General features: G+C 60.8%; 19 protein-coding genes. 14 read left to right on the top strand and 5 right to left on the bottom strand.

Annotated features, from left to right (window positions below):
* Nucleotides 1-26 precede the first annotated feature (26 nt).
* Nucleotides 27-2,933: a type VI secretion system Vgr family protein gene (locus ACYVIA_RS07015; RefSeq protein ID WP_460839262.1), complete on the bottom strand. Its 2,907-nt coding sequence runs from the start codon at nt 2,931-2,933 to the stop codon at nt 27-29.
* A 176-nt stretch (nt 2,934-3,109) separates the two neighbouring features.
* Here ACYVIA_RS07015 and ACYVIA_RS07010 point away from each other — a divergent pair, with 176 nt between their 5' ends.
* The 3 genes from ACYVIA_RS07010 (at nt 3,110) to ACYVIA_RS07000 (ending at nt 8,018) form a co-directional block, all read left to right on the top strand.
* Nucleotides 3,110-4,633: a glucan biosynthesis protein G gene (locus ACYVIA_RS07010; protein ID WP_460839260.1), complete on the top strand. Its 1,524-nt coding sequence runs from the start codon at nt 3,110-3,112 to the stop codon at nt 4,631-4,633.
* Nucleotides 4,606-7,161, top strand: a complete 2,556-nt coding sequence (mdoH, locus tag ACYVIA_RS07005) for a glucans biosynthesis glucosyltransferase MdoH (protein WP_460839258.1) — start codon at nt 4,606-4,608, stop codon at nt 7,159-7,161. The genes ACYVIA_RS07010 and mdoH overlap by 28 nt, the downstream gene beginning before the upstream one ends.
* A 350-nt stretch (nt 7,162-7,511) precedes the next feature.
* Entirely contained in the window at nt 7,512-8,018 is a 507-nt protein-coding gene (locus tag ACYVIA_RS07000) for a hypothetical protein (RefSeq protein WP_460839725.1), read from the top strand.
* A gap of 105 nt (nt 8,019-8,123) precedes the next feature.
* Here ACYVIA_RS07000 and ACYVIA_RS06995 read toward each other — a convergent pair whose 3' ends face one another.
* From ACYVIA_RS06995 to ACYVIA_RS06985, 3 genes are all read right to left on the bottom strand, one after another.
* Entirely contained in the window at nt 8,124-9,521 is a 1,398-nt protein-coding gene (locus ACYVIA_RS06995) for a sodium-dependent transporter (RefSeq protein WP_460839257.1), read from the bottom strand.
* Nucleotides 9,499-10,737: a serine/threonine transporter SstT gene (sstT, locus tag ACYVIA_RS06990; protein ID WP_460839255.1), complete on the bottom strand. Its 1,239-nt coding sequence runs from the start codon at nt 10,735-10,737 to the stop codon at nt 9,499-9,501. The genes ACYVIA_RS06995 and sstT overlap by 23 nt, the downstream gene beginning before the upstream one ends.
* Before the next feature lie 374 nt (nt 10,738-11,111).
* Entirely contained in the window at nt 11,112-12,020 is a 909-nt protein-coding gene (locus tag ACYVIA_RS06985; RefSeq protein WP_460839253.1) for an alpha/beta hydrolase, read from the bottom strand.
* Between the two features lie 208 nt (nt 12,021-12,228).
* Between ACYVIA_RS06985 and ACYVIA_RS06980 the strand changes: the two genes are divergently transcribed.
* The 3 genes from ACYVIA_RS06980 to ACYVIA_RS06970 all read left to right on the top strand — a co-directional run bounded on the left by ACYVIA_RS06980 (nt 12,229) and on the right by ACYVIA_RS06970 (nt 14,238).
* Nucleotides 12,229-13,092 (top strand): NYN domain-containing protein, encoded by an 864-nt coding sequence (locus tag ACYVIA_RS06980; RefSeq protein WP_460839251.1) that lies wholly within the window; start codon nt 12,229-12,231, stop codon nt 13,090-13,092.
* A 64-nt stretch (nt 13,093-13,156) separates the two neighbouring features.
* Nucleotides 13,157-13,804 carry an HD domain-containing protein gene (locus tag ACYVIA_RS06975; RefSeq protein WP_460839249.1) on the top strand — a complete coding sequence of 216 codons (648 nt, stop codon included), beginning with the start codon at nt 13,157-13,159 and terminating at the stop codon, nt 13,802-13,804.
* Nucleotides 13,805-13,908: 104 nt separating this feature from the next.
* Nucleotides 13,909-14,238: a hypothetical protein gene (locus ACYVIA_RS06970; protein WP_460839247.1), complete on the top strand. Its 330-nt coding sequence runs from the start codon at nt 13,909-13,911 to the stop codon at nt 14,236-14,238.
* 80 nt (nt 14,239-14,318) lie between these two features.
* On the opposite strand, the gene ACYVIA_RS06965 is transcribed toward ACYVIA_RS06970, so the two are convergent.
* Nucleotides 14,319-15,104, bottom strand: coding sequence for a metallophosphoesterase (locus ACYVIA_RS06965; RefSeq protein ID WP_460839245.1), 786 nt, complete (start codon nt 15,102-15,104; stop codon nt 14,319-14,321).
* A gap of 814 nt (nt 15,105-15,918) precedes the next feature.
* Between ACYVIA_RS06965 and ACYVIA_RS06960 the strand changes: the two genes are divergently transcribed.
* From ACYVIA_RS06960 to ACYVIA_RS06925, 8 genes are all read left to right on the top strand, one after another.
* Nucleotides 15,919-17,043, top strand: a complete 1,125-nt coding sequence (locus tag ACYVIA_RS06960) for a Fic family protein (protein WP_460839244.1) — start codon at nt 15,919-15,921, stop codon at nt 17,041-17,043.
* 83 nt (nt 17,044-17,126) lie between these two features.
* Nucleotides 17,127-17,441: a hypothetical protein gene (locus tag ACYVIA_RS06955; protein ID WP_460839242.1), complete on the top strand. Its 315-nt coding sequence runs from the start codon at nt 17,127-17,129 to the stop codon at nt 17,439-17,441.
* Entirely contained in the window at nt 17,438-18,391 is a 954-nt protein-coding gene (locus ACYVIA_RS06950; protein ID WP_460839240.1) for a type I restriction endonuclease, read from the top strand. Before ACYVIA_RS06955 ends, ACYVIA_RS06950 begins: the two co-directional genes overlap by 4 nt.
* On the top strand, nt 18,363-18,875 hold the full coding sequence (locus ACYVIA_RS06945) for a hypothetical protein (RefSeq protein WP_460839238.1): 513 nt from the start codon (nt 18,363-18,365) through the stop codon (nt 18,873-18,875). The genes ACYVIA_RS06950 and ACYVIA_RS06945 overlap by 29 nt, the downstream gene beginning before the upstream one ends.
* A gap of 117 nt (nt 18,876-18,992) precedes the next feature.
* Entirely contained in the window at nt 18,993-19,199 is a 207-nt protein-coding gene (locus ACYVIA_RS06940) for a helix-turn-helix domain-containing protein (protein WP_139559158.1), read from the top strand.
* A gap of 15 nt (nt 19,200-19,214) precedes the next feature.
* Nucleotides 19,215-19,586: a hypothetical protein gene (locus tag ACYVIA_RS06935; RefSeq protein WP_042047760.1), complete on the top strand. Its 372-nt coding sequence runs from the start codon at nt 19,215-19,217 to the stop codon at nt 19,584-19,586.
* Nucleotides 19,583-22,075: an Hsp70 family protein gene (locus ACYVIA_RS06930; protein WP_460839236.1), complete on the top strand. Its 2,493-nt coding sequence runs from the start codon at nt 19,583-19,585 to the stop codon at nt 22,073-22,075. Before ACYVIA_RS06935 ends, ACYVIA_RS06930 begins: the two co-directional genes overlap by 4 nt.
* 3 nt (nt 22,076-22,078) lie before the next feature.
* Nucleotides 22,079-23,515, top strand: a complete 1,437-nt coding sequence (locus tag ACYVIA_RS06925) for an ATP-binding protein (RefSeq protein ID WP_460839234.1) — start codon at nt 22,079-22,081, stop codon at nt 23,513-23,515.
* Nucleotides 23,516-23,628 lie beyond the last annotated feature (113 nt).

Below are 23,628 nucleotides of genomic sequence, written 5' to 3'. Positions count from 1 at the left end.
ACATTTGTGTTAAGTCTCGGGCTCGCTTAGCGGGAAATCGGATAGTTCTTCTTGAGTTTGAACTCACCGCGTGGCATTTGTATTAGCCTGTAGTTCATCCGTTCAGGTCCCCCAAAACTCTTGCTCCCCGCCTTAATCGAAATCGTCCCCGGGCAAGCAAAGGTGATATTCCCTCCTGCGATCGTCAGGCTCGCACCGCCCTCGGTGCAGAGGGTAATGCTCTTGGCCGCAGCAAAATCCACATGGCTGTTCGAGCTGGCGATCTTCACCAGTTCCCTTGCTGCGAAGGTCATTTCATCGCTCTGCGCCTGCAGTTCGATATCGCCCTGACCTGCGTACAGCTTGATACCTGCATTGTCTTCACCTGCGCTTACCGCTCCGGCAAGGAGGCCGATCGCCTGGCCGCTATGGATAGACAGTGTTTCTGCAGCGGCGATATTCATGTCCCGCCCACTCGCAAAGTGCGCGACCTCGCCGGCGGCGATATGGACACCGTCTGAGGCTGCGACGCCAATGCCGGCCTGTGCGGTGACGACAACCAGCGGTGCGTGCATGTGGGGGATTTTTTTGCCCTGGCTGTTGGTGCTTCCGTCCTGTGCATCGACGACGCCGGAGATCATCTTCAGCATGGCGTCGATCGGTGACAGTTCGTCATCGATGCGGCTCTGGCTCTTTTCGCCGTTGTGCGCATGTCCTTTGACGAGGATGAACTGCACGGTCTGGTGCGTCGTGGCAGCGCGGTTGAAGGTTTCGGCGAAGTTCTTCGCCTGCTTCATCAGGGCGATGCTGGGGGTGTTTTCGCCGGCGGGTTCTGGTTGGCCGTCTGGGGCGGTGCCGTAATAGGTGGTGAGCAGGATGCCCTTGCCGGCGCGGATGGCGCCGTAGGCGTCGGTGCGCAGCTCCCAGCCGGTGCCGCGGAAACTGCCGCGGTAGTTGTCCGCCTGATGGATCAGATGGCCAAGGTTGAGTTCGGTCGCTGCGATGTCGGTGGCCAGTTTTGTGCGCAGCCTTCCGGTAGTGTCGTCGAAGATTAGCTGGTTGGACTGGCGGGCGTAGCCGTCGGCGCCGAGTGCTGCGGACTTGAAGCCGGACAGGTAGGCGCCGTGCCGGTGATCGCCGGCTACGCCATGCCATGCGGGAGATGCTCCGTTGCCGATTTTGTTGCCTTGGGCGGCTGGTGCATGGTCGCCGGCCTGCGCGAAGGCTTGCGTGTCGTCCTCGCCCTGGCCGTTGTAGAGCGCGCCGGTGACGAGCGGGCGGTCGATGTCGTTGTCCAGGAATTTGACGATGACCTCCTGGCCGATGCGCGGGATGAACTGGGCGCCATAGCCGGCGCCGGCGTACATCTGCGCGACGCGTACCCAGCACGTGTTGTTTTCGTCCTGCTGCCAGTGGAAGCGGATACGGATGCGGCCGAGGTAGTCGGTGTGCACCGTGCCGGCATTGCTCGCCGTGCCGTCGGGGCCGACGACTATGGCGGTTTGGCTGCCGGATGCGGTGGGCTTTGGGTTGAGCAAGATGCCATGGCCGTCACGCGTGGCAGGGCGCCACGGGATGTCGGCGCGGATTGCGGTGAAGCGGTTGGCAAAGCCGGTAGCTTGCGCCTCTCGCAGTAGGGCATCCCAGGATTCGGTGCTCAAGTGCTGCGCAATGACGTCGTCATCGCTGCTTTCCCGTCCGGCCGCTTCAAATGCGGGTGCCGAGCCGATGCGTTGCGTCAGGACGCGTTGCAAGTCGGATGGCAAGTTGTTGACACCGGCGTGCAGCACGCCGAGCAACGAGAAGCGGTTTCTCGGCTTGCCATTACCCGTATTGGTGAATTTCTCGATCTGTGCGAGGTGATCGAGCGGTGAAGCGGTCAGGTTGAATGCGCTGCCGGGGCGGAAGGTACGCACGCTGCCGTTGCCGAACCAGGTCTTCAGTCTGGCATCGCTCGCCTCGCGCAGGATGCGGGCGTAATGCTCTGCCTCGTCCTGCGTGGCGTATGCGTACACGCCGGTCCAGTCGTAGTTTTCCACGCGCGGTGCATTCGGCCCGGCAAAGTCGTGCGCGGTCGGCAACGACGTGGCGGTGACCCGCTTGGCTTTGTAATCCCATGTCGCGATGGCGGTCGTCGCGGCGAGCAGTTGCCGCTCTGAGCCAAGTGCCTGGATGGTGTCGTGTTTCTCCACTGCGGCATTGCGGTGGAAGCGGATGCCGCCATTGGCCGCCGCGCTCCGGTCATCCGCAAATTCCACGGAGTCGGCAAACAGCACGAGGCGTTGTTGCGCTTCGCTGTTGCGGTCGCCATCCGCTTCCTCGAAGTAAAAACCGATGCCTTCCTCGGTGAGGATGCGCAACAGGAAGTCGTAATCGGATTCGCGGTATTGGCAGCAGTAACTGCGCGGGCGAAGCTCGGCGAGGAAGTGCTCTGCATCTGGCGTAATGCGCCAGTTGTTGTGCGGACTGTAGGCGCAGAGAACCTCGCCGATGAGGTCGAGCACGCTGATGTCCTGAAACACGCGCGAGCGCCGCTGGTAGGTGGCCAGTGCCAGCCATGGCACCAGCGTCAGGCGATAGCGTGCCAGCCCGCCGTCGGAGCCAAGCTGGGCGACTGTGGATACGTAACCGGAGCGCGTGCCTTGCGTACCGACCGCCAGCCGCGTGCGCAGCGTCACCTGCTGGCCGAGCAGGCGCTTGAGCTCGATATGGATGTCGGTGGACAGGCAATCGACCTGGAATTCGTAGAGCGACGACAGCGCCTCTTTGCCGACGAATCGCTCCACAGACAGTGCATGGTTCCCCAGCGGTGTGTCGATCGCATACAGACGGGTATCGGACGCAAACAGCGCCGTCAGAGGGAGGGAGCCTGCAAGCTGCGATATGTCGGAGAGGCGATTGGAGATGTCGTCAGCGAGGTGGTCGGAAAGGCGCATGAGTGGAAAAAATTGCATTTATGACAACCGACGGCAATGATACACCATTGTTATATTTGCAACGTCTCATTTACACATTGGTGTGGCACCAGCCGCAATAATCGCCATGACTGCACGCGTTATTGCCAACCCTCAAATCAGTTACAGCATTGCGCTGCACCATATCGCCTATGTTCGTCATTCCCGAGAGGACAATGCCAAACCATAAGTTCGCTGCTACGGTGCGCCTGAGTGCGTTTGCGGGATTGCTGTTATGCCTGCTGCCGGCACATGCGTTCGACTTCGACGACGTCGCCGCGAAGGCGCAGAAGCTCGCCGCGGCCGCTTATGTTCAGCCGGAAAAGAACGTCCCGAAGGCGCTCGCCAGCCTCGATTACGACCAGTACCGCGACATCCGCTTCGATCCGTCGCGCTCGCACTGGCGGCAGGCGGGCTTGCCGTTCGAGCTGGCGTTCTTCCACCAGGGGCGCAATTTCGATACGCCGGTCAAGGTGCATGAGATCACTGGCAAGAACGTGCGCGAGGTTCGCTTTGATCCGAAGTCCTTCGATTACGGCGCGAATACGCTGCAACCGAAAGACCTGAACGGACTGAATTTTGCGGGATTTCGCGTCCACTATTCGATCAATACGCCAAAGTACAAGGATGAGGTGCTGGTCTTCCTCGGGGCAAGCTACTTTCGTGCGGTGGGCAAGGGACAGTTATACGGCTTGTCGGCACGCGGGCTGGCCGTCGACACGGCGCTGAGTTCCGGCGAGGAGTTCCCGCAGTTCACGGAATTCTGGATCGAGCGGCCGGGCAACACTGCGAAAGACCTCACGATTTACGCGCTGCTCAACTCACCGCGCGTTGCGGGCGCTTACCGATTCACGCTGCGCCCCGGCACCGATACTGCCATCGACGTCAAGGCGCGCCTGTATCTGCGCGAGAACGTCACGAAACTCGGCATTGCACCGCTGACCAGCATGTACTTCTTCGGAGAAAACCAGCGGCCGCAGGTCGAGGATTACCGTCCGGAAGTGCACGACTCCGACGGTTTATCAATCCAGTCGGGAACTGGCGAGTGGATCTGGCGTCCATTGGTGAACCCCAGGCGTTTGCTGGTGACTTCGTTCGCACTCACCAATCCGGCCGGATTCGGACTGATGCAGCGTGACCGTCGCTTCAACAATTACGAAGATCTCGAAGCGCGGTATGAAAAGCGGCCCAGTGCCTGGGTGGAGCCGAAGGGACAGTGGGGAGCTGGTCGTGTCGAGCTGATACAGATACCGACGCCGGACGAAACCAACGACAACATCGTTGCGTTCTGGGTACCCGACCAGCCGCCACGCCCCGGCATGCCTTTCGATGTTGAGTACCGTTTGCTGTGGCAGAAGGACGCGGAACAGCGCCCACCATCGGCATGGGCAGTGCAGACGCGTCGCGGCCATGGATGGGTACGCAAGCCGGACGACAGCATTGCCCTCGCGGTGGACTTTGAAGGGCCGGCGCTGAAGAAGCTGACAGCCGACGCCAAAGTGGAGGCCGCCATCAGCAGCGACGCCAATGGGAAGGTGCTGGAGACAAACACGATCCGCAATGAGCTCACCGGTGGCTGGCGCATGACCGTGCGCCTGCGACGCAATGACGACAAGAAACCGGTGGAACTGCGCGGCTACCTCAACAGCAATAACAACGCCCTATCTGAAACGTGGAGCTACATCCTGCCTCCGGACTGAGACGCACCGGCACGCAACGCGCGGAAGACACCGCGCAGTGCGAACGCTACCTCGCACGCCTTCCGCTGACGCCTGACCAGCAGCGCATGCTCGATGCACGCATCGCCGCATCCGCTCCGCATTCCGCACTGGCAGACCTGCACGATGTGCTTGCGGCGCATCACGCCACGCCGGACAACCCAGCGTATGGGTCGATTGCGCGGCGCCTGCAGTTTGCCTACGACCGCCGCTCACCGTCAGGACAGCCAGTCGCGCAGCAAGGCAACGTCCGGCATCTCGATGCGGAGCGGCGCAAGCATACCTACCTGCAGCTTTCACCGCCATTGAATCGTTCCTCGCTGGTGCCGCTGTCGTGGGGCACGCTCAATCCGGTGAAGCGGAAGATAAAGAATGCCCTGCGGTCGCGCAAGAAATGGGTGGCGCGGAAGCCTACTGGCACCGAGCGACCGGCCTGGCCGGCGAACATGCCCTTGCACGAAGACGCTGCCGGCACGAGCGCCGGGCTGCGCAGCAAGCGGCATTATCACGGCAATGTGCGGCGCGCGGTGCTGCTCATGCTGATGCTGGGGCAAACGTCGGTCGCCACTTATTACATGAGCAAGGTGCTGCCGTATCAGGGCGCGACGATACTGGAAATGGCGCTGATCGCACTCTTTGCCTTGCTGTTCTGCTGGGTGTCTGCCGGCTTCTGGACAGCAATGGCGGGTTTCCTCGTGCTGATGCGCGGCAGGGATCCGTTCGCGATCGCGCGCAATGTCCGCGACGACACACCGATTCCGTCCGAAGCACGTACCGCAATCGTCATGCCGATCTGCAATGAGGATGTCGCGCGGGTTATTGCTGGTCTGCGTGCGACCTATGAATCGGTCCAGCGCAGCGGCGAACTCGAACACTTCGATTTCTACCTGCTGAGCGACAGCAGCGACAGCGATGTTCGCGCTGCCGAGCTGGCCGCATGGGCAGAACTCTGCAATGCGGTCGACGGCTTTGGTCGCATCTACTATCGACATCGCAAGCGCCGCGTCAAACGCAAGAGCGGCAACATCGACGACTTCTGCCGCCGCTGGGGTGCGAATTACCGCTACATGATCGTGCACGATGCCGACAGCGTGATGAGCGGCACCTGCATCACGAAGCTGGTGCGCATGATGGAGGCGCATCCGCGCGCGGGCATCATCCAGACCGCGCCGGTCGCTGCAGGGCGGGAGACGCTGTACGCGCGCATCCAGCAGTTTGCAACGCGCGTCTACGGCCCGCTGTTTACCGCCGGCCTGCATTACTGGCAACTCGGTGAGTCGCATTACTGGGGGCATAACGCCATCATCCGCGTGGAACCTTTCATGCGGCATTGCGCCCTGTCGCCGCTGCCCGGCCGCGGATCGCTGGCGGGCGAGATCCTGTCGCACGACTTTGTCGAGGCGTCGCTGATGCGCCGTGCTGGCTGGGGCGTATGGATTGCGTACGATCTCGAAGGCAGCTATGAGGAAATGCCGCCCAACCTGCTCGACGAACTCAAGCGCGACCGCCGCTGGTGTCATGGCAACCTGATGAACTTCCGCCTGTTTACCGCGCGCGGCATGCATCCGGTGCATCGCGCGGTGTTCCTCACCGGCGTGATGGCTTACCTGTCGGCACCGCTGTGGTGCCTGTTCCTCGCACTCTCGACCGCGATGCTGGCGATGCACTCGCTGACCGAGCCGCAATATTTCACAGAGCCCCGCCAGCTATTCCCGATCTGGCCGCAGTGGCATCCGGAAAAGGCGATCGCGCTGTTTACCGCCACCGCCACGCTGCTGTTCCTGCCCAAGCTGTTGAGCGTGCTGCGCTTGTGGATCCAGGGAGCGCAGGAATTTGGCGGCCGTGCGCGCCTGTTTGCCGGCATGCTGTTCGAGATGGTGTTTTCGATGTTGCTGGCGCCGGTGCGGATGTTGTTTCATACGCGTTTTGTGACCGCAGCCTTCCTCGGCTGGGCGATCCACTGGAAGTCGCCGCCGCGTGCCGATTCCGAAACCGGTTGGCGCGAAGCACTTGGCAAGCACGGGACTCAGACCTTGCTCGGCCTGGTGTGGGGTATAGCCGTTTATTTACTCAATCCGGCCTTCCTGCCGTGGTTGTTGCCCATTGCCGGCGGGCTGGCGCTCGCCGCGCCGGTATCGATGCTTTCCAGCCGTGTATCGCTCGGCAGGCTCTTCCGGCGCGCAAAATTGTTCGCGATTCCGGAGGAGCTTGCGCCACCCGTGGAGCTACAGGCAACAGCCACCTACCAGCGCCGGGCATCCACGCCGCCTTGCTTTGCCGATGCTGTCGTCGATCCGGTCCTGAATGCGCTGGCCTGCGTCGCAGGCAGGCCGCGGCTAAACAGTGAAGCACAGGCGATCATCACGCCGGCAGTCATACGCGGCGGTCCGAATATCCTCAGTGCAAAGCAGAAGAATGCCCTGCTGGACGACCCGGAGAGCTTGTCGCAATTGCACTTCAACGTATGGAAATCATCGCAGGCGCTCAGTCAGTGGGAAGCACGGCCATAGTTCGTGCAACTTCCACGCTTTGGCGCGTCTTTGTGTCTTCTACGCTCTCTTTCGCGCGAACCACTCGCACCGCAACACCGTCCAATCTCACCTTGCGCACCTGAGCGGCAACGCTGACCGGGAGCCGGTCTCAATATACACGTGGTAATCCTGGCAACGACACGGCACGCTGGAATGTACCGATCCAGAAAATGAAGCGAAAGAAAACCACTGACCACAACCAGCTCGAACTGGCCTTGTTCTCATCGCAAGATAGCGAAGAGACCGCAGTGTCACAAGACGTTCCTCGCGCCGATGAACAGGCGCCCGACGCCGGCCAAATACCGGTCGCATCGACACCATCCGAAGACATCAGGCAGGAACAGAGCGTCGTGCAAGAACCGCCAGAACAGGATGACAGTACACAGGAACCACGGCTCTGGCGTGACGCCGGATGGACGGCACACGTCATCCGCAGCGAAGACGGCGATGGCTGGGCAGTCGCGATGACGAAAGACGGTGAATCCGAACCGGCGCTGGTCGCACCGTGGACCATGGGTCGCGACAAGAAGAATCCGAAGCCGCTGGACGCCGCCGCATTTGCCACCTTCGTCAAAAGCGCGTCCGAAGTGCGGCGCCGGTATGAACAGCAACTGCATGCGCTGTTGCACAAGAGCATCCGTGTCGAGACGGGAGAAGGCAAGTTGACCGTGACGCTCGACATCCATCAGGACGAGGACAATGCGCATGCACTGCTTGCCGCACATGACGAGGCCGGCGAATTGGTTGCGCAGGTGCGCGTTGCACCGAGCTTCAAGCTGACCAAGAGCAGCGCCGCCGCATGGATTGCCAGCGATTTCCGCCGGCCGGCGAAATAGGAGAGCGGGCTTAATGCGTCTGCAATGCGGTGCCCGCAATGCGCAAAGTGATCGCAGAGGCAACCGGCTTCCTGCGTTGCATGCCGGTTGCCTCTCCAGGCTGTGTCAGAAGAGCTTGAGCCCCTTCAGCATCACGATGAGGATGAGCAGCGGCGACACGTAGCGCAGCAGGAAAAACACGATGCGCGCGAGCTTCTCGTTGTGCAGCGTGCCCTGATTCGACAACGCATGTTTCAGCTTGTCGAAGCCCCATACCCAGCCGACGAACAGCGCGATGAAGATGCCGCCTGCAGGCAGGATGACATTGGACGACACGAAGTCGAACAGGTCGAACATGTTCAGCCCGAACAGTTTGAAGTCAGCCAGTGTGCTGTTGGTCAGCGCGCAGGTCGAGCCGGTCAATGCCAGCAGCGCCAGCGTCAGCGACACCGCCTTCGGCCGCGACAGGCCGAAGCGTTCATGGATGATCAGCACCGGAACTTCCATCAAGGACAGCATCGCGCCCGTTGCCGCGATTGCGGTCAGCACAAAGAAGGCCACCATCAGCAGCTGGCCCATCGGAATCTGCGAAAACACGGCCGGAATAGTGATGAACACCAGCGCCGGACCGGCTGCCGGTTCGAAGCCGAACGTGAACACCGCCGGGAAAATCGCAACGCCGGCCAGCAGCGACACGCACAAATCGGCGCTCATGACGCGGAAAGTCGTCTGCGGGATGTTCTGGTCGGCGCGAAAGTAACTGCCATACGTGATCATCGTGCCCATCCCGATCGAGAGCTTGAAGAACGCCAGGCCCATTGCCGTCAGCACCACTGACGCCGTGATCTTGCTGAAGTCCGGCCAGAACAGGAAAGCCAGCCCTTCCCCTGCCTTGCCCAGCGACAGGCTGACGCCGCAGAGCAGCAACAGCAGCAAAAACAGCGCCGGCATCAGCTTCTTGGTCAGCGCCTCAATGCCTTTTGTCACGCCCAGCAGCAGGATGCCGCCCATGGCGATCAGCACCACCCATTGCCACAGCAAGGATTGCAACGGATCGCTGATGAGCGCGCCGAAGGCGGCTTCGGTCACCTGCCGGTCGCTGCTGAGGATGGAGCCGCCGATTGCCTTGGCGACGTAGGCGAATACCCATGCCACCACTTCGGAATAGAAGGACATGATCAGGAAGGCGGCCAGCATGCCGAACGCGCCGATCAGCCACCACGGCTGTCCCTTCGGCGCGAGTGTTTGCAGCGCGGTAATCGGATTCGCCTTCGCATGGCGGCCCAATGTGATTTCGGCAATCATCACCGGGAGTCCCACCAGCAAGGTCGCGACGAAATACACCAGCAGGAAGCCGGCGCCGCCATTGGCGCCGGTCAGGTAGGGAAACTTCCAGATGTTGCCGAGGCCGACCGCCGATCCGAGGGTCGCAGCCAGCACGCCGAAAGCGGAAGAAAATCCGTCCCGCTTGGTGTTGAGGTCTTGTGCGCTCACGGCGTAATCATCCTTGCGGCGGATTGACATCGCCCTTTGCAATGCAGGCGGCCGCGGTAAACAGTACGTCGCTGGAGGAGTTCAGCGCGGTCTCCGCCGAGTCCTGCAACACACCGATGATGAAGCCGACAGCGACGACTTGCATCGCCACTTCGCTGGAAATGCCGAACAGGCTGCATGCCAGCGGAATCAGCAGCAGGGAGCCGCCGGCAACGCCGGATGCGCCGCAGGCGCAGATCGCGGCGACGACACTGAGCAGGATGGCGGTTGGAATGTCGACGTTGATCCCGAGCGTATTGACGGCTGCCATGGTCAGCACCGTGACGGTGATCGCCGCACCGGCCATGTTGATTGTTGCGCCAAGCGGGATGGATACGGAATACGTATTTTCATGCAGGCCAAGCCGCTTGCTCAGTTCCAGGTTGACCGGGATATTGGCGGCCGAGCTGCGCGTGAAGAATGCCGTGATCCCGCTGTCGCGCAGGCAGGTCAGCACCAGCGGATACGGATTGCGACGGATTTTCCAGAACACGATGGCCGGATTGACCACCAGTGCGATGAACAGCATGCAGCCGATCAGCACGACCAGCAGCCGGGCATAACCGAGGAGGGCACCCATCCCCGCCTCTGCAAGCGTGGAACCGACAAGGCCGAAGATGCCCAGCGGCGCAAAGCGGATCACGGCCTTGACGATCAGCGACACGCCGTAGGAAAGATCGCTGAACACGATACGGGTTGTCTGGCTCGCGTGGCGAATCGTCAGGCCCAGCGCAACCGCCCAGGCGAGGATGCCGATGAAATTGCCGTTGCTGATCGCCCTGACCGGATTGTCCACCGCGCTCATCACGAGCGTACGCAGCACGTCGAGGATGCTGCCTGGGGCGGCAGCCTGGGTATCTGTTGTGGCCAGCACCAGTGTCGACGGGAACAGGAAGCTGGCGACGACCGCAACAGCGGCCGCGGCAAACGTCCCGATCAGGTACAGTACGAGGATCGGCCGGATATGCGTCTGCTGCCCCTTTTCATGATTGGCGATGGCCGCCGTCACCAGCACGAACACGAGGATCGGCGCAACGGCCTTCAGTGCAGCGATGAACAGATTACCGAGGAAACCTGCGGAAATGGCGGCAGACGGAAAAAACTGCGACAGCAGGATGCCGGCAACGAGGCCGATGAAGATCTGCGTGACAAGGCTGGAACGGCTGATCAGGCGGGGAACAACAGGAGCAGGAACGGAATTGGACATGGCAGGTGGTGACCTTTGAAATGCCGGCGGCAATCGCGGTACGACGCCTTGGCGGTAAAAACAATAGGCTTGCCGGGATACGGCATGCTTATTGGAGGGTTGACGACTGAATAACTAAGCGGATAAGCGAGTGAAGAAATGCGTGAATTTCAGTTGCGGCGGGTTGCGACGACTATTGCGTGGAACGACGGACTACCTGCCAGCTTGAAAAGCGCGTGACTTTACCACGCCTGTAGGCATTTGAAGCTTGATATGACTCACGGAAATACAAACGCGCAGGTCCCTGCGGCCGTTGTCATGCCTCGACATTGCCAAACTGTTTACAAATGGCGCACGCCTGCAGGAGATGGATTGTGTGCTGCCGAGGAGCTTCTTCAGGGCGACATTGATGCACTCTGCGGCGACCAGCCGAATAGCTCGCGGAATGCACCCCGGTATTCCCGCCTGCCGATCCGCATGGCGTTGTTGTGCGTACCACCCTCCACCATCAGCAAATGCTTGCGGCTTTTGGCGGCGGCATACAGTTTCTCGCTGAAGTGCGGTTTCACATACTGGTCCTCCGATCCGTGCACGATCAGCACCGGCATGTCCACGCGTGCGATCTTGTTGATCGAGTCGAATTTCTGCGACATCACCAGCTGCAACGGCAGCCACGGATAGCTGAGCGAGCGCGCAATGTCCGCCAGCGAGGTAAATGAGGACTCGACGATCAGCCCGGCCGCCTCGACGCGCTTCTTGCGTGCCGCGAGGTCGACCGCGACCGCACCGCCGAGCGAGTGTCCGTAGATAAAGCGCTTGGCCGGGTCAGGCTGCAGGTGCGACAGATGCCGCCACGCGATCTGTGCGTCCTCGTACACGGTAGCCTCCGATGGCAGTTCGCCGTCGCTCTTGCCGAAGCCGCGATAGTCAATCGCCAGCACCGAAAAGCCGAATGCGCGCAGCTGCTCGATGCGAAACAGGTGGCCGGTCAGGTTCCAGCGCGCACCGTGCAAATACAGCAACGCCGGTGCATCTTCCTGCTCTGCCGGCCACCACCAGGTATGGATGCTTTCAGCCTTGCCACCGTTGGAAACGGCAAGGTGCGATTCGACGATGCCCTCCGGCAGGCCGCTGTACCAGCTTGCCGTGCCGGGTTCGATGCGGAACGTCAGCTCGCGCTCCTTTTGCGACAGTTGTCCGCAGCCTGCAGCCGTCAACAGCGAGACAAGGCCGGACAGCGCGGCGACGGAATAGCCGCGGCGGCCTATCAGTTGAGTGATTGTTGCAGTGAAATTCTTGCGCATCCTGATGCATCGTTCATATGACGCACTGTGAAGCGAGCGTCATTGAAAAGGGGAATGATTCGAGGCAGTAAGACTTTAAGCGGCGGAAAACGTTCTTGTTTTATTTCCGATAATTACGGTATCGTCCCTTCTTTCGACGCTCCCGTGGCGCAGCGCTGGCCGCACAGACCGGCTTCCGCCGACCGCCACCGACAAAAAGGATCAAACAATGGCCGCCCAATTCGAAATCACCAGCATGGCGCTGTTCTGCGACTTCGAGAACATTGCGCTCGGCGTGCGCGATGCGAAATACGCGCACTTCGACATCCGGCGCGTGCTGGAGCGCCTGCTGCTCAAGGGCAGCATCGTGGTCAAGAAAGCGTATTGCGACTGGGATCGCTACAAGGATTTCAAGGCGACGATGCATGAGGCCGCGTTCGAGCTTATCGAGATCCCGCATGTGCGCCAGTCCGGCAAGAACTCCGCCGACATCCGCATGGTGGTCGACGCGCTCGATCTCTGCTACACGAAATCGCATGTCGACTGCTTCGTCATCATCAGCGGTGACTCCGATTTCTCGCCACTAGTGTCGAAACTGCGCGAGAACAACAAGTACGTGATCGGCATCGGCGTCAAGGATTCCACCTCCGATCTGCTCGCTGCCAACTGCGACGAATTCATTTTCTACGACGACCTGGTGCGCGAGCAGAAGCCCAAGCGCAAACAGGCGGAAAAGAAAGCGCCGGCGAAGAAGACCGCTGCCGGAACGACAAAAGCCGCACCGGCGAAAACGGATGAAAAAGCGGACGAAAAATCTGAAGAAAAGGGGGAAGACGACAAGCGCCAGGATGCGCTTGATTTTGTCGTCGAGACGGTCGAGGCGCTGATCACCGAACGCGGCGATGAAAAGATCTGGGGCTCGCTGGTCAAGCAAACGATGAAGCGCCGCCGCCCCGGCTTCAGCGAATCCGCGTACGGCTACCGCTCCTTCAAGGAAATGATCGAGGACGCGCAAAAGCGCCACCTGCTGGTGATGGTGCGCGATGAGAAGACCGGCCAGTACACGGTGCGGCTGCCTGCAGGCGAAGAATAGGCGGATAGCCCGCTACCGCAGGCCGGCCACCCGGCGCATACACGGTTCATTTTTTCTCTTTCCCATGCACGAAGACCTTCTCCACTGGAAGCCTCGCCTGATCGCCATCGCCACCCAAGCCCATCAGGATGACGGCGCACATGACCTCAATCACCTGCACCGTGTCTGGCAGACCGCGCAGGCGCTGCTGGCGGAGGAAGGCAACGCGGACGGGATGGTGGTGCAGGCAGCCTGCTACCTGCACGACATCGTCAACCTGCCGAAGGATCACCCCGACCGCGCGCAGGCGTCTCGCCTGGCTGCGCGGCGCGCTACCGAAAAGCTGGCGGAAGCCGGTTTCCCGAGCGAGAAGCTGGCCGGCGTCGCGCATGCGATCGAGGCGCACAGCTTTTCGGCGGCAATTGCGCCCACCACGATCGAGGCGAAGATCGTGCAGGATGCCGACCGGCTTGACGCCTTGGGTGCCGTCGGACTGGCGCGGCTGTACTACACTGCCGGCCGGATGGGTTCCGCATTGGCCCATCCTTCCGACCCGCTCGGCATGCAGCGCGTGTACGACGACCGCGCCTTTGCGCTTGACCACATCGCAGTGAAGCTGGCGAAGCTGCCGGCGACCATGCAGACCGGCGCCGGACGCAAACTCGGCGAGGAGCGCCTGCAGTTCCTGCTGGCGTTTCGCGACGCCTTCGTGGCGGAATGGGGCGCAGGCTGATTCCTGCTATCGTTTGAAACATTCAGTAACGCTCCTTACCAATTCTTCCTAGATGCCATGTTTGCCTTGCGGTTTAATGGGTTCAACTGTTCAAGGAGGACAACATGAAGAAGCAACTGAGCAAGGCAGCAGCAGTATTGGCCGGTATCGCGCTGGCCCTGACGGCAGGTTCCGCGATGGCGCGTACGAATGTGGATATCAGCATCGGAATTCCGGGCGTGATCTATGCCCAGCCGGCACCGGTTTACGTGCAGCCGCAGCCGGTGTATGTGCAGCCCCGCGTCGTGTACGTGCAGCCGCAACCGGTCTATGTCGAAAAGCACCACCACCGCCATGGACGGCATGACCGCGCAGCATTCCGCCGTCATGACCGTGATGGCGACGGCGTGCCCAATCGTTGGGACGCGCGCCCGCGCAATCCGTATCGTTACTGATTCATGCTTTCCGTGGGCTGCTGTGTCCCGGGACACAGCAGTTCACCGGCCGCACACTGGCTGGCAGTCAGGTTTGACGCTTATACCTCTACCACCAGCCGCGCATCAAAGTCCTTGTTTTCCCACACAATCTCGTCCGGTGATGCCGCTGCCGCACGGTTAAGCGCATAGCCGCGCGGGTTGGCGACAACCCGTGTACCCGCCACTTCGTAATCGAAGCTGTCGTGTACATGTCCATGGATCCACAGCTTCGCCGCGCCGAACAGTGGCGTCAGGTCGCTCACGAATGCGGCATTGAGCAGCATGCCTGCATAGCGCGCATGCACGGAATGCGGATGCGGTGCGTGATGCGTGACGACGACCGTCGGGCCATTGAACGGCTGCGCCAGTTGTGCCTGCAGCCATGCGCGTGATTGCTGGTGGATGCGCAACGCATCGTCGGGCGCAAAGTGCCCCTGTGCCGTGCGAATCGCGCTGTGGTCGCGCATCTTCGGTTCCGCTTCTGCCATCGCAGCGCGTTCCTGTCCCGGGTACAAGGCATAGTCAGTCCACAGGCAGCAGCCGAGAAAGCGCACGCCATCCAGCACACAGTCGTCGCCCTCGAGGAAATGCACATTGCTGCCCGCCGAGGCGGTGCGCATTTTCTCGACAGCTTCCGCATATTCAGCGTTGTAGAGATCGTGGTTGCCGTGCACATAGATGACCGGCACCGGCCAGTCGTCAAACACATCGAACACGCGTGTGGCGCGGTGGATGTCGCCGGCCAGCACCAGCACGTCGGCTTCGGCCGGTTCCACGACACGGTAACCCGGGAAGCGGCCTTCCAGCGGGTTCAGGTGCAGGTCGGAGGCGATCTGGATTTTCACGGGGGCTTTCCAAAGTGGATGCCATACAAAGGCACGCAGGACAGAAGAAGCAATGTAACGCACGCTGGTAAGCCAGGCAAACCGTCACGCGCTTTCTCGTTGGCATGAACAAGGCGGGAGGGCGCATCGCCTCTGCGGCGCCTGGAAATGAAAAGCCCTCCGCGAGGGAGGGCTTGAAATTTGGTGCTGGTATTAACGCCGACCGCCAGCTCCGGTGGACGCAGCCTGTTCTTCTGAAAACCTTGTTGTCTCACTCCGATGACTGCATGGGGCGCAATTGTACCGATTTTGACTTGTCTGGGTGTTGCATCACGTGAACTTTTTGAGACGGCTCGCAAGGATTTCGCCCGTTGCAAAAACTTTAAGCAGCGATTGTGCAGGTTGAAGGCGCCGGCGAAAAATAGAACCCGGATCTCCTCGCGAAGATCCGGGTTTTAGAAATGGTTGGTGGTGGGGTGGAACCCCGCACCAAACGACTATTGAAAGTACGGAATCGAAGCGCTGCGGGTTGCTGCGAACCCGTGCGAACTCAATCGAAAAGCCTGCCGGTACGGCCTTTGACTGCGGACAATCAGACGGGTTTTCCGCTCTGATTGGCCACCGGAAAGGCTGCTCAACCTCGTCTGCTTTTCGGAACCAGTTCAATTCCCGAAACGGGAATCGAACCCGCGTCCGTTGCCACAACCAATAACACACCCATTTACACCCATTCCTGGGCGGGGCGATCCGCCATGCGGCGAATGATGCCCACATTCACCGCAAAACGTGCGGCGATTGACTTGCGCATGCGGAGATTGCAGGTCATAATCTCCGCATGAATAGCGGCGATTACAAATACATCTGGCAGGCCAGTGACTGGCCGAACTGGCGCTTCGACCTGGCGGCGCTGGCCGAGCCCATGGCTGAGGTCAGTCGTGCCCAAGGGCTCTTGATGGGGCGTCTGGCTGACGTCGGCATGGTCTTGCGTGACCAAGCGAGTCTCGCGGCGCTCACCGAGGACGTGGTCAAGACCAGCGAGATCGAAGGCGAGCAGCTCAACGTTGAATCCGTGCGCTCGTCCATCGCCCGCAGGTTGGGCGTTGACATCGGCGCGCTCGCTCCGGTCGATCGGCATGTCGAAGGCGTGGTCGAGATGGTGCTTGATGCCACCGCCAACTGCCAGGCACTGGTGTCGCGTGAGCGTCTGTTCGGCTGGCATGCCGCACTGTTTCCTACCGGCTATTCTGGGCTCTCCAAGATCAACGTCGGCGGCTGGCGCGACGATGCCACCGGCCCGATGCAGGTGGTGTCCGGACCCATCGGCCGCCAGCGGGTGCATTTCGAAGCACCGCCGGCCGATCGCCTCGAGACCGAAACCAGCCGCTTCCTCGACTGGCTGAATGGCACATCAAACGAACCGCCACTGCTCAAGGCAGGCCTTGGCCATCTGTGGTTCGTCACTCTGCATCCATTCGATGATGGCAATGGCCGTATCGCCCGGGCCATTGGCGATCTACTGCTGGCGCGTGCCGATGCCAGCCCGCAACGCTTCTACAGTTTGTCGGCGCAGATCCAGCGCGAACGCAAGGCTTACTACGACATCCTGGAGAGGACGCAGAAGCGGTCGATGGATGTCACCGAGTGGCTTGCGTGGTTCCTCGACACGCTTCATCGCGCCCTCGACCATGCGCAGCACACGCTTGATGCCGTGCTGACCAAAGCGCGGTTCTGGCAGCGCTGGGCGACGACCCCGTTGAACGAGCGGCAGGTGAAATTGCTGAACAAGCTGCTCGATGGTTTCGAGGGCAAGCTCACCAGCAGCAAGTGGGCGGCCATCGCCAAATGCTCGCCGGACACGGCACTGCGCGACATCAACGATCTGCTGACGCGGGGCGTGCTGCGCAAATCGGATGCGGGCGGGCGCAGCACCAGCTATGAGCTGAACGACCTGCCGGAGTAGCGGCGCTTCCTGGAATTGGCTTGGCTCGCGACCGGAACAGCGCCTTCATGGACTCCTGCCAACTCATTCGGAAGGAGACCAAGATGGAAGTCGTTCATCTCAATCAAAAACAACTGGCCGCGCGCTGGTGTATCAGCGAGGCCACCCTGGAACGCTGGCGCAGCGCGGGGACCTTCAAGGTTGCTTGCCCGAGTGATCCGGAAGAAGCCAAGGACATCGTGACCATCCTCCAAACCCTCGACCTAAAGATCGACCGGCATCAGAAGAAGCGCGAAGTCCTAGATGAGCTCTTCGAGTCCCTACTACACAAGCTCATGACCGGCGAGATCGCCGTGTCGGATCTGGATCTGTCGGCGCTGTCCCCGGCCTCGACGCAACCCGAGGAGGCCACGGCATGAGCACGCTCAAGATCAGCGAAGCCGGCACAGTGCAGTTCCCGATGGTGAAGCACGCGGTGGAGATCGGCTGGACTTCAATCACGCCGGAGGATGCACGCACCAAGCGCGGCGGCGAGGCGGGCACCTTCTTCCGCGACGTGCTGGAAGCCAAGCTCGCCGCCTTCAACCCCTGGATGTCCGTTGACGCCGTGCGCTCGGTGGTGGAAACCCTGGACGCGCTTCCGGCCACCATCGAGGGCAACCGCGAGCTGCTTGCCTGGTTGCGCGGCGAACGCCAGTGGTACGACGAGGCCGAAAAGCGCCATCGGCCAGTGACGGTGATCGACTTCGAGCATGTGGCGGACAACGTTTTCCACGTGACCTGGGAATGGAAGGTCAAGCCACCCGCTCGTAAAGGCAACCGGGCCGACGTGATGTTCGTCGTCAACGGTGTGCCGGTGGTGATCGTCGAGCACAAGAACCCGAAGGACGGCGACGCTATCGAACGCGCGATTAAGCAACTGCGCCGCTATGAACTGGAAACGCCAGAGCTGCTGGCGACGACCCAGCTGTTCAACGTGACGCACCTGCTGGACTACTGGTACGGCGTGACCTGGAACGCCAACCGGCGCGACATGGCGCGCTGGAAGCAGGCGCCGGAGGAAACCTACCGCTTTGCGGTGCAGGCCTTCTTCGTGCCGACCGACTTCCTGCGCACGCTGCAGCACTGGATTTTGTTCTATGTGCAGGACCCTGCCGCTGCACCGGTGCTGCAGGGTTTCGGCACAGGGCGCCAAACCCGGCTGGATCGATGCGTCGGTGGCCCCCGGCGTTCAAGCCGACCAATTCCTGCACGCCTATTACTACAAGCAGGTCAAGGATGGAAACCGTCATCCTTACGAGGAGTTCTTCGCCAGGAATTCGAAGAACCCGGAACTGGCGTTGCGCGACGCGCTGGAGTGGTGGCATGACGCCGACTTCGACCACTCGTTTGAAGAGCGCACCATTTACGAGTGGTCGCCCCGGCTGCGTGAGCTGCTGGCACGCGACCGCATTCTCAAACTGACCGAGCAGGAGTTCGTGGATGCCGTTTCCCGGGTGCACGCGATCCGAGACCACGCCATCAAGCAGGAAAACGAGCACTTGGGCCTGCCTGACCGACCACAGGCCGGCGACGACAAGGTCGAGAAGTTCGGCGAGTGGCTGTGGCGGCAGCGATCCCGCGAAGGGAGGACGGTGCTTGAGCTGTTGAACTACGTCGTCTGGGGCAACGGAAGTGTTTCGGCCCGGCTCTGGAACGCGATCCGCAGCGACGACTGGGCCATTCCTCACATTGGCCTGAGCAGCCTCGGGGAAATCGTCGGCTGGGCGCGCCCAGACGAGTTTCCGCCAAGGAACATGCGCACGAGCAAGGGGCTGCGGGCGCTCGGCTACAACGTGAGGATCGGTGTTTGATGTGCCTGGCGCCCTGGACCAAGCCTTCAGGCGGAGTCAGTAAGCCATACGCATGTGGTTATGACCATGAAAAGCTTGTACTATTTTACCCACAATTGATCACGATTGGTCAGAACCATGACATCCAGTGCCGACGAGGGGGAGATCCTCACCCTCAGACAGGTCGCAGAATTCCTGAAGGTCACGGACCGGACGATCTACAGGCTGGCCGCAGCCAAGAAGATCCCCGCGTTCAAGGTTGGTGGGACATGGCGGTTCTCCAAGGCGGAGATCACTGAATGGATTCAGCAGCAAACGCAGGGCGGAAAAGCCGATAAGACGTAACCACAGGAGGATTTGATGACCCAGCAGGCCGAAAGCAGTGAGCAGATGGAGCAATCCCTGATCGACATCGCTGTCGAGAGTTGGCGTTTCTCGCGTCTGTTCGGAAAGGTCGTCAGCAAACTCGATGCGGGTGAGTCGGGTCGTTACGTCAATCAGCTCCGCTATTTCCAGAAGAAGGTCGAGGAGAGCCTCGACTCGAGTGGCCTCAAGCTGGTCAACGTCGAGGGACAGCCCTACGACGCGGGCATGGCGGCATCTGCTTTGAATCTCGGGGACTTCGGCCCTGACGACGTGTTGCTCGTCGATCAGATGGTGGAGCCAATCATCATGGGGCCGAACGGCCTGCGCAAACAAGGCACGGTAATGCTCAGGAAGGTGGAAGCATGAAGTACGTCGGTATCGACCTAGGCACGACCAACAGTGCCATTTGCTCCTTCGACGGCGAGTCGATCCGGCTCTACAAGAGTCCAGAACAGCACGACGTCACGCCGTCGGCCATTTTCATCGACCGGCGTGGGAACAAGTACGTCGGTTCGCGCGCCTACAACAATGCCGCCCGCAATCCAGATAATGCGGCGGTGCTGTTCAAGCGGCTCATGGGTACGAGCACGCCGGTCAAGCTGCCGGCGGTGAACCTCACCATGACACCAGAGGAATGCTCTGCCGAGGTGCTGCGTGCGCTGTACGGCTACCTGCCGGAAGAGATTCGGGGCGATGGCGACACCGGCACTGTCATTACGGTTCCAGCCGCGTTCAACCAGATGCAGAAGGACTCGACGATGGCTGCCGCTGATGCGGCTGGGCTCGGGCGAGTGGCCTTGATGCAAGAACCGGTAGCCGCCGTGATGAGCGTCATGCGGCAGCGCAAGAATGACGGCGTGTTTGTCGTTTATGACCTCGGCGGTGGAACGCTCGACATCGCAATTGCAGAGAGTATTTCCGGCCGCGTGACACTTCTCGCACACGGTGGCATCGCCATGTGTGGCGGCCGCGACTTCGACCGGATTCTGTTCGACAACATCGTGAAGCCGTGGCTTCTGGAAAACTTTGATCTTCCGGAAGACTTGACGACCAACCCACAGTTCAAGTCTCTCCTGCGGATGGCCACATGGGCGACAGAGAAGGCAAAGATCGAGTTGTCGCAGAAGGAAGAAGCCGTCGTCAGCCTCCCCGAGACCGAACTCGGTGTCCGCGATCAGGCTGGTGAGGAGATCTACATCGACATCACCATTGATCGCAAACGATACGACGGTCTGATCGGGCCGAAGGTGGAAGAGTCCATCGTGTCCGCCCGCGAAACCCTCGAAAAGGCTGGATTGAGCCCACACGACGTCGAGCGTGTTGTCTTTGTGGGTGGCCCAACCCACTACAAGCCTTTGCGTGACAAGGTGGCCTTCGAGCTCGGTATCGCGCCGTCCACCGATGTGAATCCAATGACCGCCGTTGCGGAAGGCGCAGCGGTCTTCGCCGAGTCCATCGATTGGGCGTCGCAAAGCCGTGGACGCAAGAGCGCCCGAGGAGCCATCAGCGCCGGTGGCGCGCTTGATCTGTCGTTCAACTACATCGCGCGCACGCCGGACTCGAAGGCAAAGATCGTCGCCAAACTGGGAAATTCTGCTCCGGCCGGAGTCGAGTTTCAGATCGACAGTCTGGACACCGGGTGGTCCTCCGGACGCATCGCACTGAAGGATGGCGCAGGTATCGAACTCAACCTGACCAAGCCTGGCGATAACACCTTCAAGGTGTTCGTGTTCGATTCCAACGGCGGGCCCGTGTCACTGCGCGAAGACAAGATTGTCATTGCACGCACCGCCGCTAGCATCGATGCAATCCCGGCATCGCATTCCGTCGGTGTGGAAGCGCGCGACAAGGTGGGCGGTCGCTTGAGCTTGGATTATCTCGTTCGTGAGGGCGATCAGCTGCCCAAGAAAGGCAAGAAGACTTTCAAGGCAGGCGAGTCTCTCAAGGCTGGAAGTGCTGGGTCGATCAAGTTCAAGTTGTGGGAGGGCGACATCTCCGACCCCATCAACGACAACCGATTCATCGGCATGTTCGAGATCAAGGGAACGGATTTCGACGACGGCGTTATTGCCGCCGGTGCCGAGCTGATTTGCGAGTACGAAGTGCTCGACTCCGGCAACATCGTTCTGGAGGTTTCAGTCCCTTCAATCAGCGGGTCGTTCCAGAGCGGGCGTAACTTCTACTCCAGCCAGGAAGGCAAGGTCGACTATACCAACCAAGCGAAGAACATCCAGGAACAGTCGGACCACACCTTGCAGCGGCTCGACGAGATGGCGTCCAAGGTCGATGACCCACGTCTTGAGCAGGCCCGCGAGAAGCTCGAGCAAGCGAGCTCTATCAAAACTGACGAGGCAGACCCCGAGACGGCCAAGCAGGCGATGGATCACGTTCAGGAGGCCAAACGGCTGCTGGCGCTGACCCGCAAGGAGCATCTGAAGGACATTCGCCAGCTGGAACTGGACAAGGCAGTCGATTTCTTCGACAAGGTGGTGCGCCAGCACGCCAGACCGACCGAAGCCTCGTCTTTCGACAACTTGGTCAAGACGGCGCAGCGCGCGATTGACAACAACAGTGGCGACTTCGAGTCGCACCTGGATGATCTGCGCAGTCGCAACTTCATGATCCTGTGGCGTCAGGACTGGTTCGTCATCGAGCGCTTCAAGTGGCTGGCCGAGGATACCTACCTCTTCCCAGATGCCCGCGAGCATGCCCAGCTGGTGGCTGCGGGAGCGGAGGCGTTGAAGGTCAATGACATCGACAAGCTTCGTGCCGTAGTAGCCCATCTCGACTCCATCCGCATCGGTTCTTCGGGTGAAGACGACATGCTGGCTGGCGCGAACATCGTGCGGAGTTGACCCATGGCACTCGACGCGTGGCTTCCCATCGGTTTCAAGTTGCCCGACGGTGCGAAAGCGCGCGTCGCCCTGTTTGAAGGGGCAGACTGGCAGATCCTTGAGACCCAAGGCGGTGGGCGGGCGCTCGTCGTACGCGACGCACTGGCGGAGCATTGGCTAGATGCCGGGCTGATCGATGACGGGATCTTCAACGCCTTCCAGTTCGGCGATCAGCAGCTTCGGTCCATCTCCTGCGGTCCGAGCCAGACGCTGTGCCCGGTCAGCGAGGCGAAATCACCCGATACCAAGGCCGAGGCGCTCGCCTTCGCTCTTGCGTTGAAGGCAACACGCGATATCGATGCGGATTCGGCGCTCCAGGATGCGCTCTACGTTGAGAAGATCACGCGGCTGCTGCCAACCTACAGCATCAGCTCCAGAACTGGCGATGATGTCGTGCTCGGCTACTGGCTGACGGGCGGCACCAGCATTCCGGCCACTTCCTTCCGCCGTCTCCGCCAGACCATGAGCTGGCTGGGCGCGAGCCACCTGAAGGATGTCGTGCAGGCGGCAGGCTTCGAAGTCGCGGAAATCCTGCCGCTGGAGCGCAAGCCAGCGGCTCCTGCCGAAAAGACGGAAGTTGCTCCCGTCGAGAAGGTGGAGAAAGTCGAACGCGCCGAGCCGGAACCCAACAAGGTCTTCGAACTTGCCGGGCGCCCCGAACTGGCGACTTTCTTCAACGAGCACATCGTCGACATCATTCTGCACCGCGACCGCTACAAGGCGCTCGGCATTGAATTCCCATCAGCCGTGATCCTGTACGGCCCTCCAGGCACAGGCAAAACCTTTGCGGTAGAGCGACTGGTTGATTTCCTCGGGTGGCCAAGCTTCCAGATCGACGCATCCAGCGTGGCCAGCCCGTACATCCACGAGACCAGCAAGAAGGTCGCACAGGTGTTCGACAAGGCGATGGAAAACGCGCCATCAGTTCTCGTGATCGACGAGATGGAGGCGTTTCTTGCTGACCGCGAAATGGGATCGGGTCATCACCGCGTGGAGGAAGTGGCCGAGTTCCTGCGGCGTATCCCGGAGGCCGTGAAGAACGAGGTACTGATCATCGCGATGACGAACCGGATCGACATGATCGACCCCGCCATCCAGCGCCGGGGACGCTTCGATCATGTCATCAAGGTGGACTTTGCAAGCGAGATCGAGGTGCAGTCGCTCCTGGACAAGTTGTTGTCTGCTTTGCCAAAGGAGTCGGATGTGGACTCCAAGCCGCTGGCGCAAGAACTCGCTGGACGACCATTGTCCGACGTTGCTTTCGTTGTGAGGGAAGGTGCAAGGCTCGCAGCGCGCTCTGGCAAGGACAGGCTGGACCAGGCCAGCCTGCTGGCAGCTTTGCGCACGACACCTGCACGGGAACGTGAAGGTAGCGAAAAGCGGAGCATAGGATTTATCTAAGGGAGACACTGGTGGCAGCGGAGGAAGAAAACAACAAGAAAAATGAAGGCAAAGGCTTTGCCGGCCTTTCCTCGCTCGTGTCCGACGTGGACACGCCGCCGCCTGCGCCCAAG

It is taken from the genome of Noviherbaspirillum agri (genome assembly GCF_054780595.1).
Note: the sequence above shows the minus strand (reverse complement) of the source record. Positions and strands in the feature narration are given on the sequence as shown.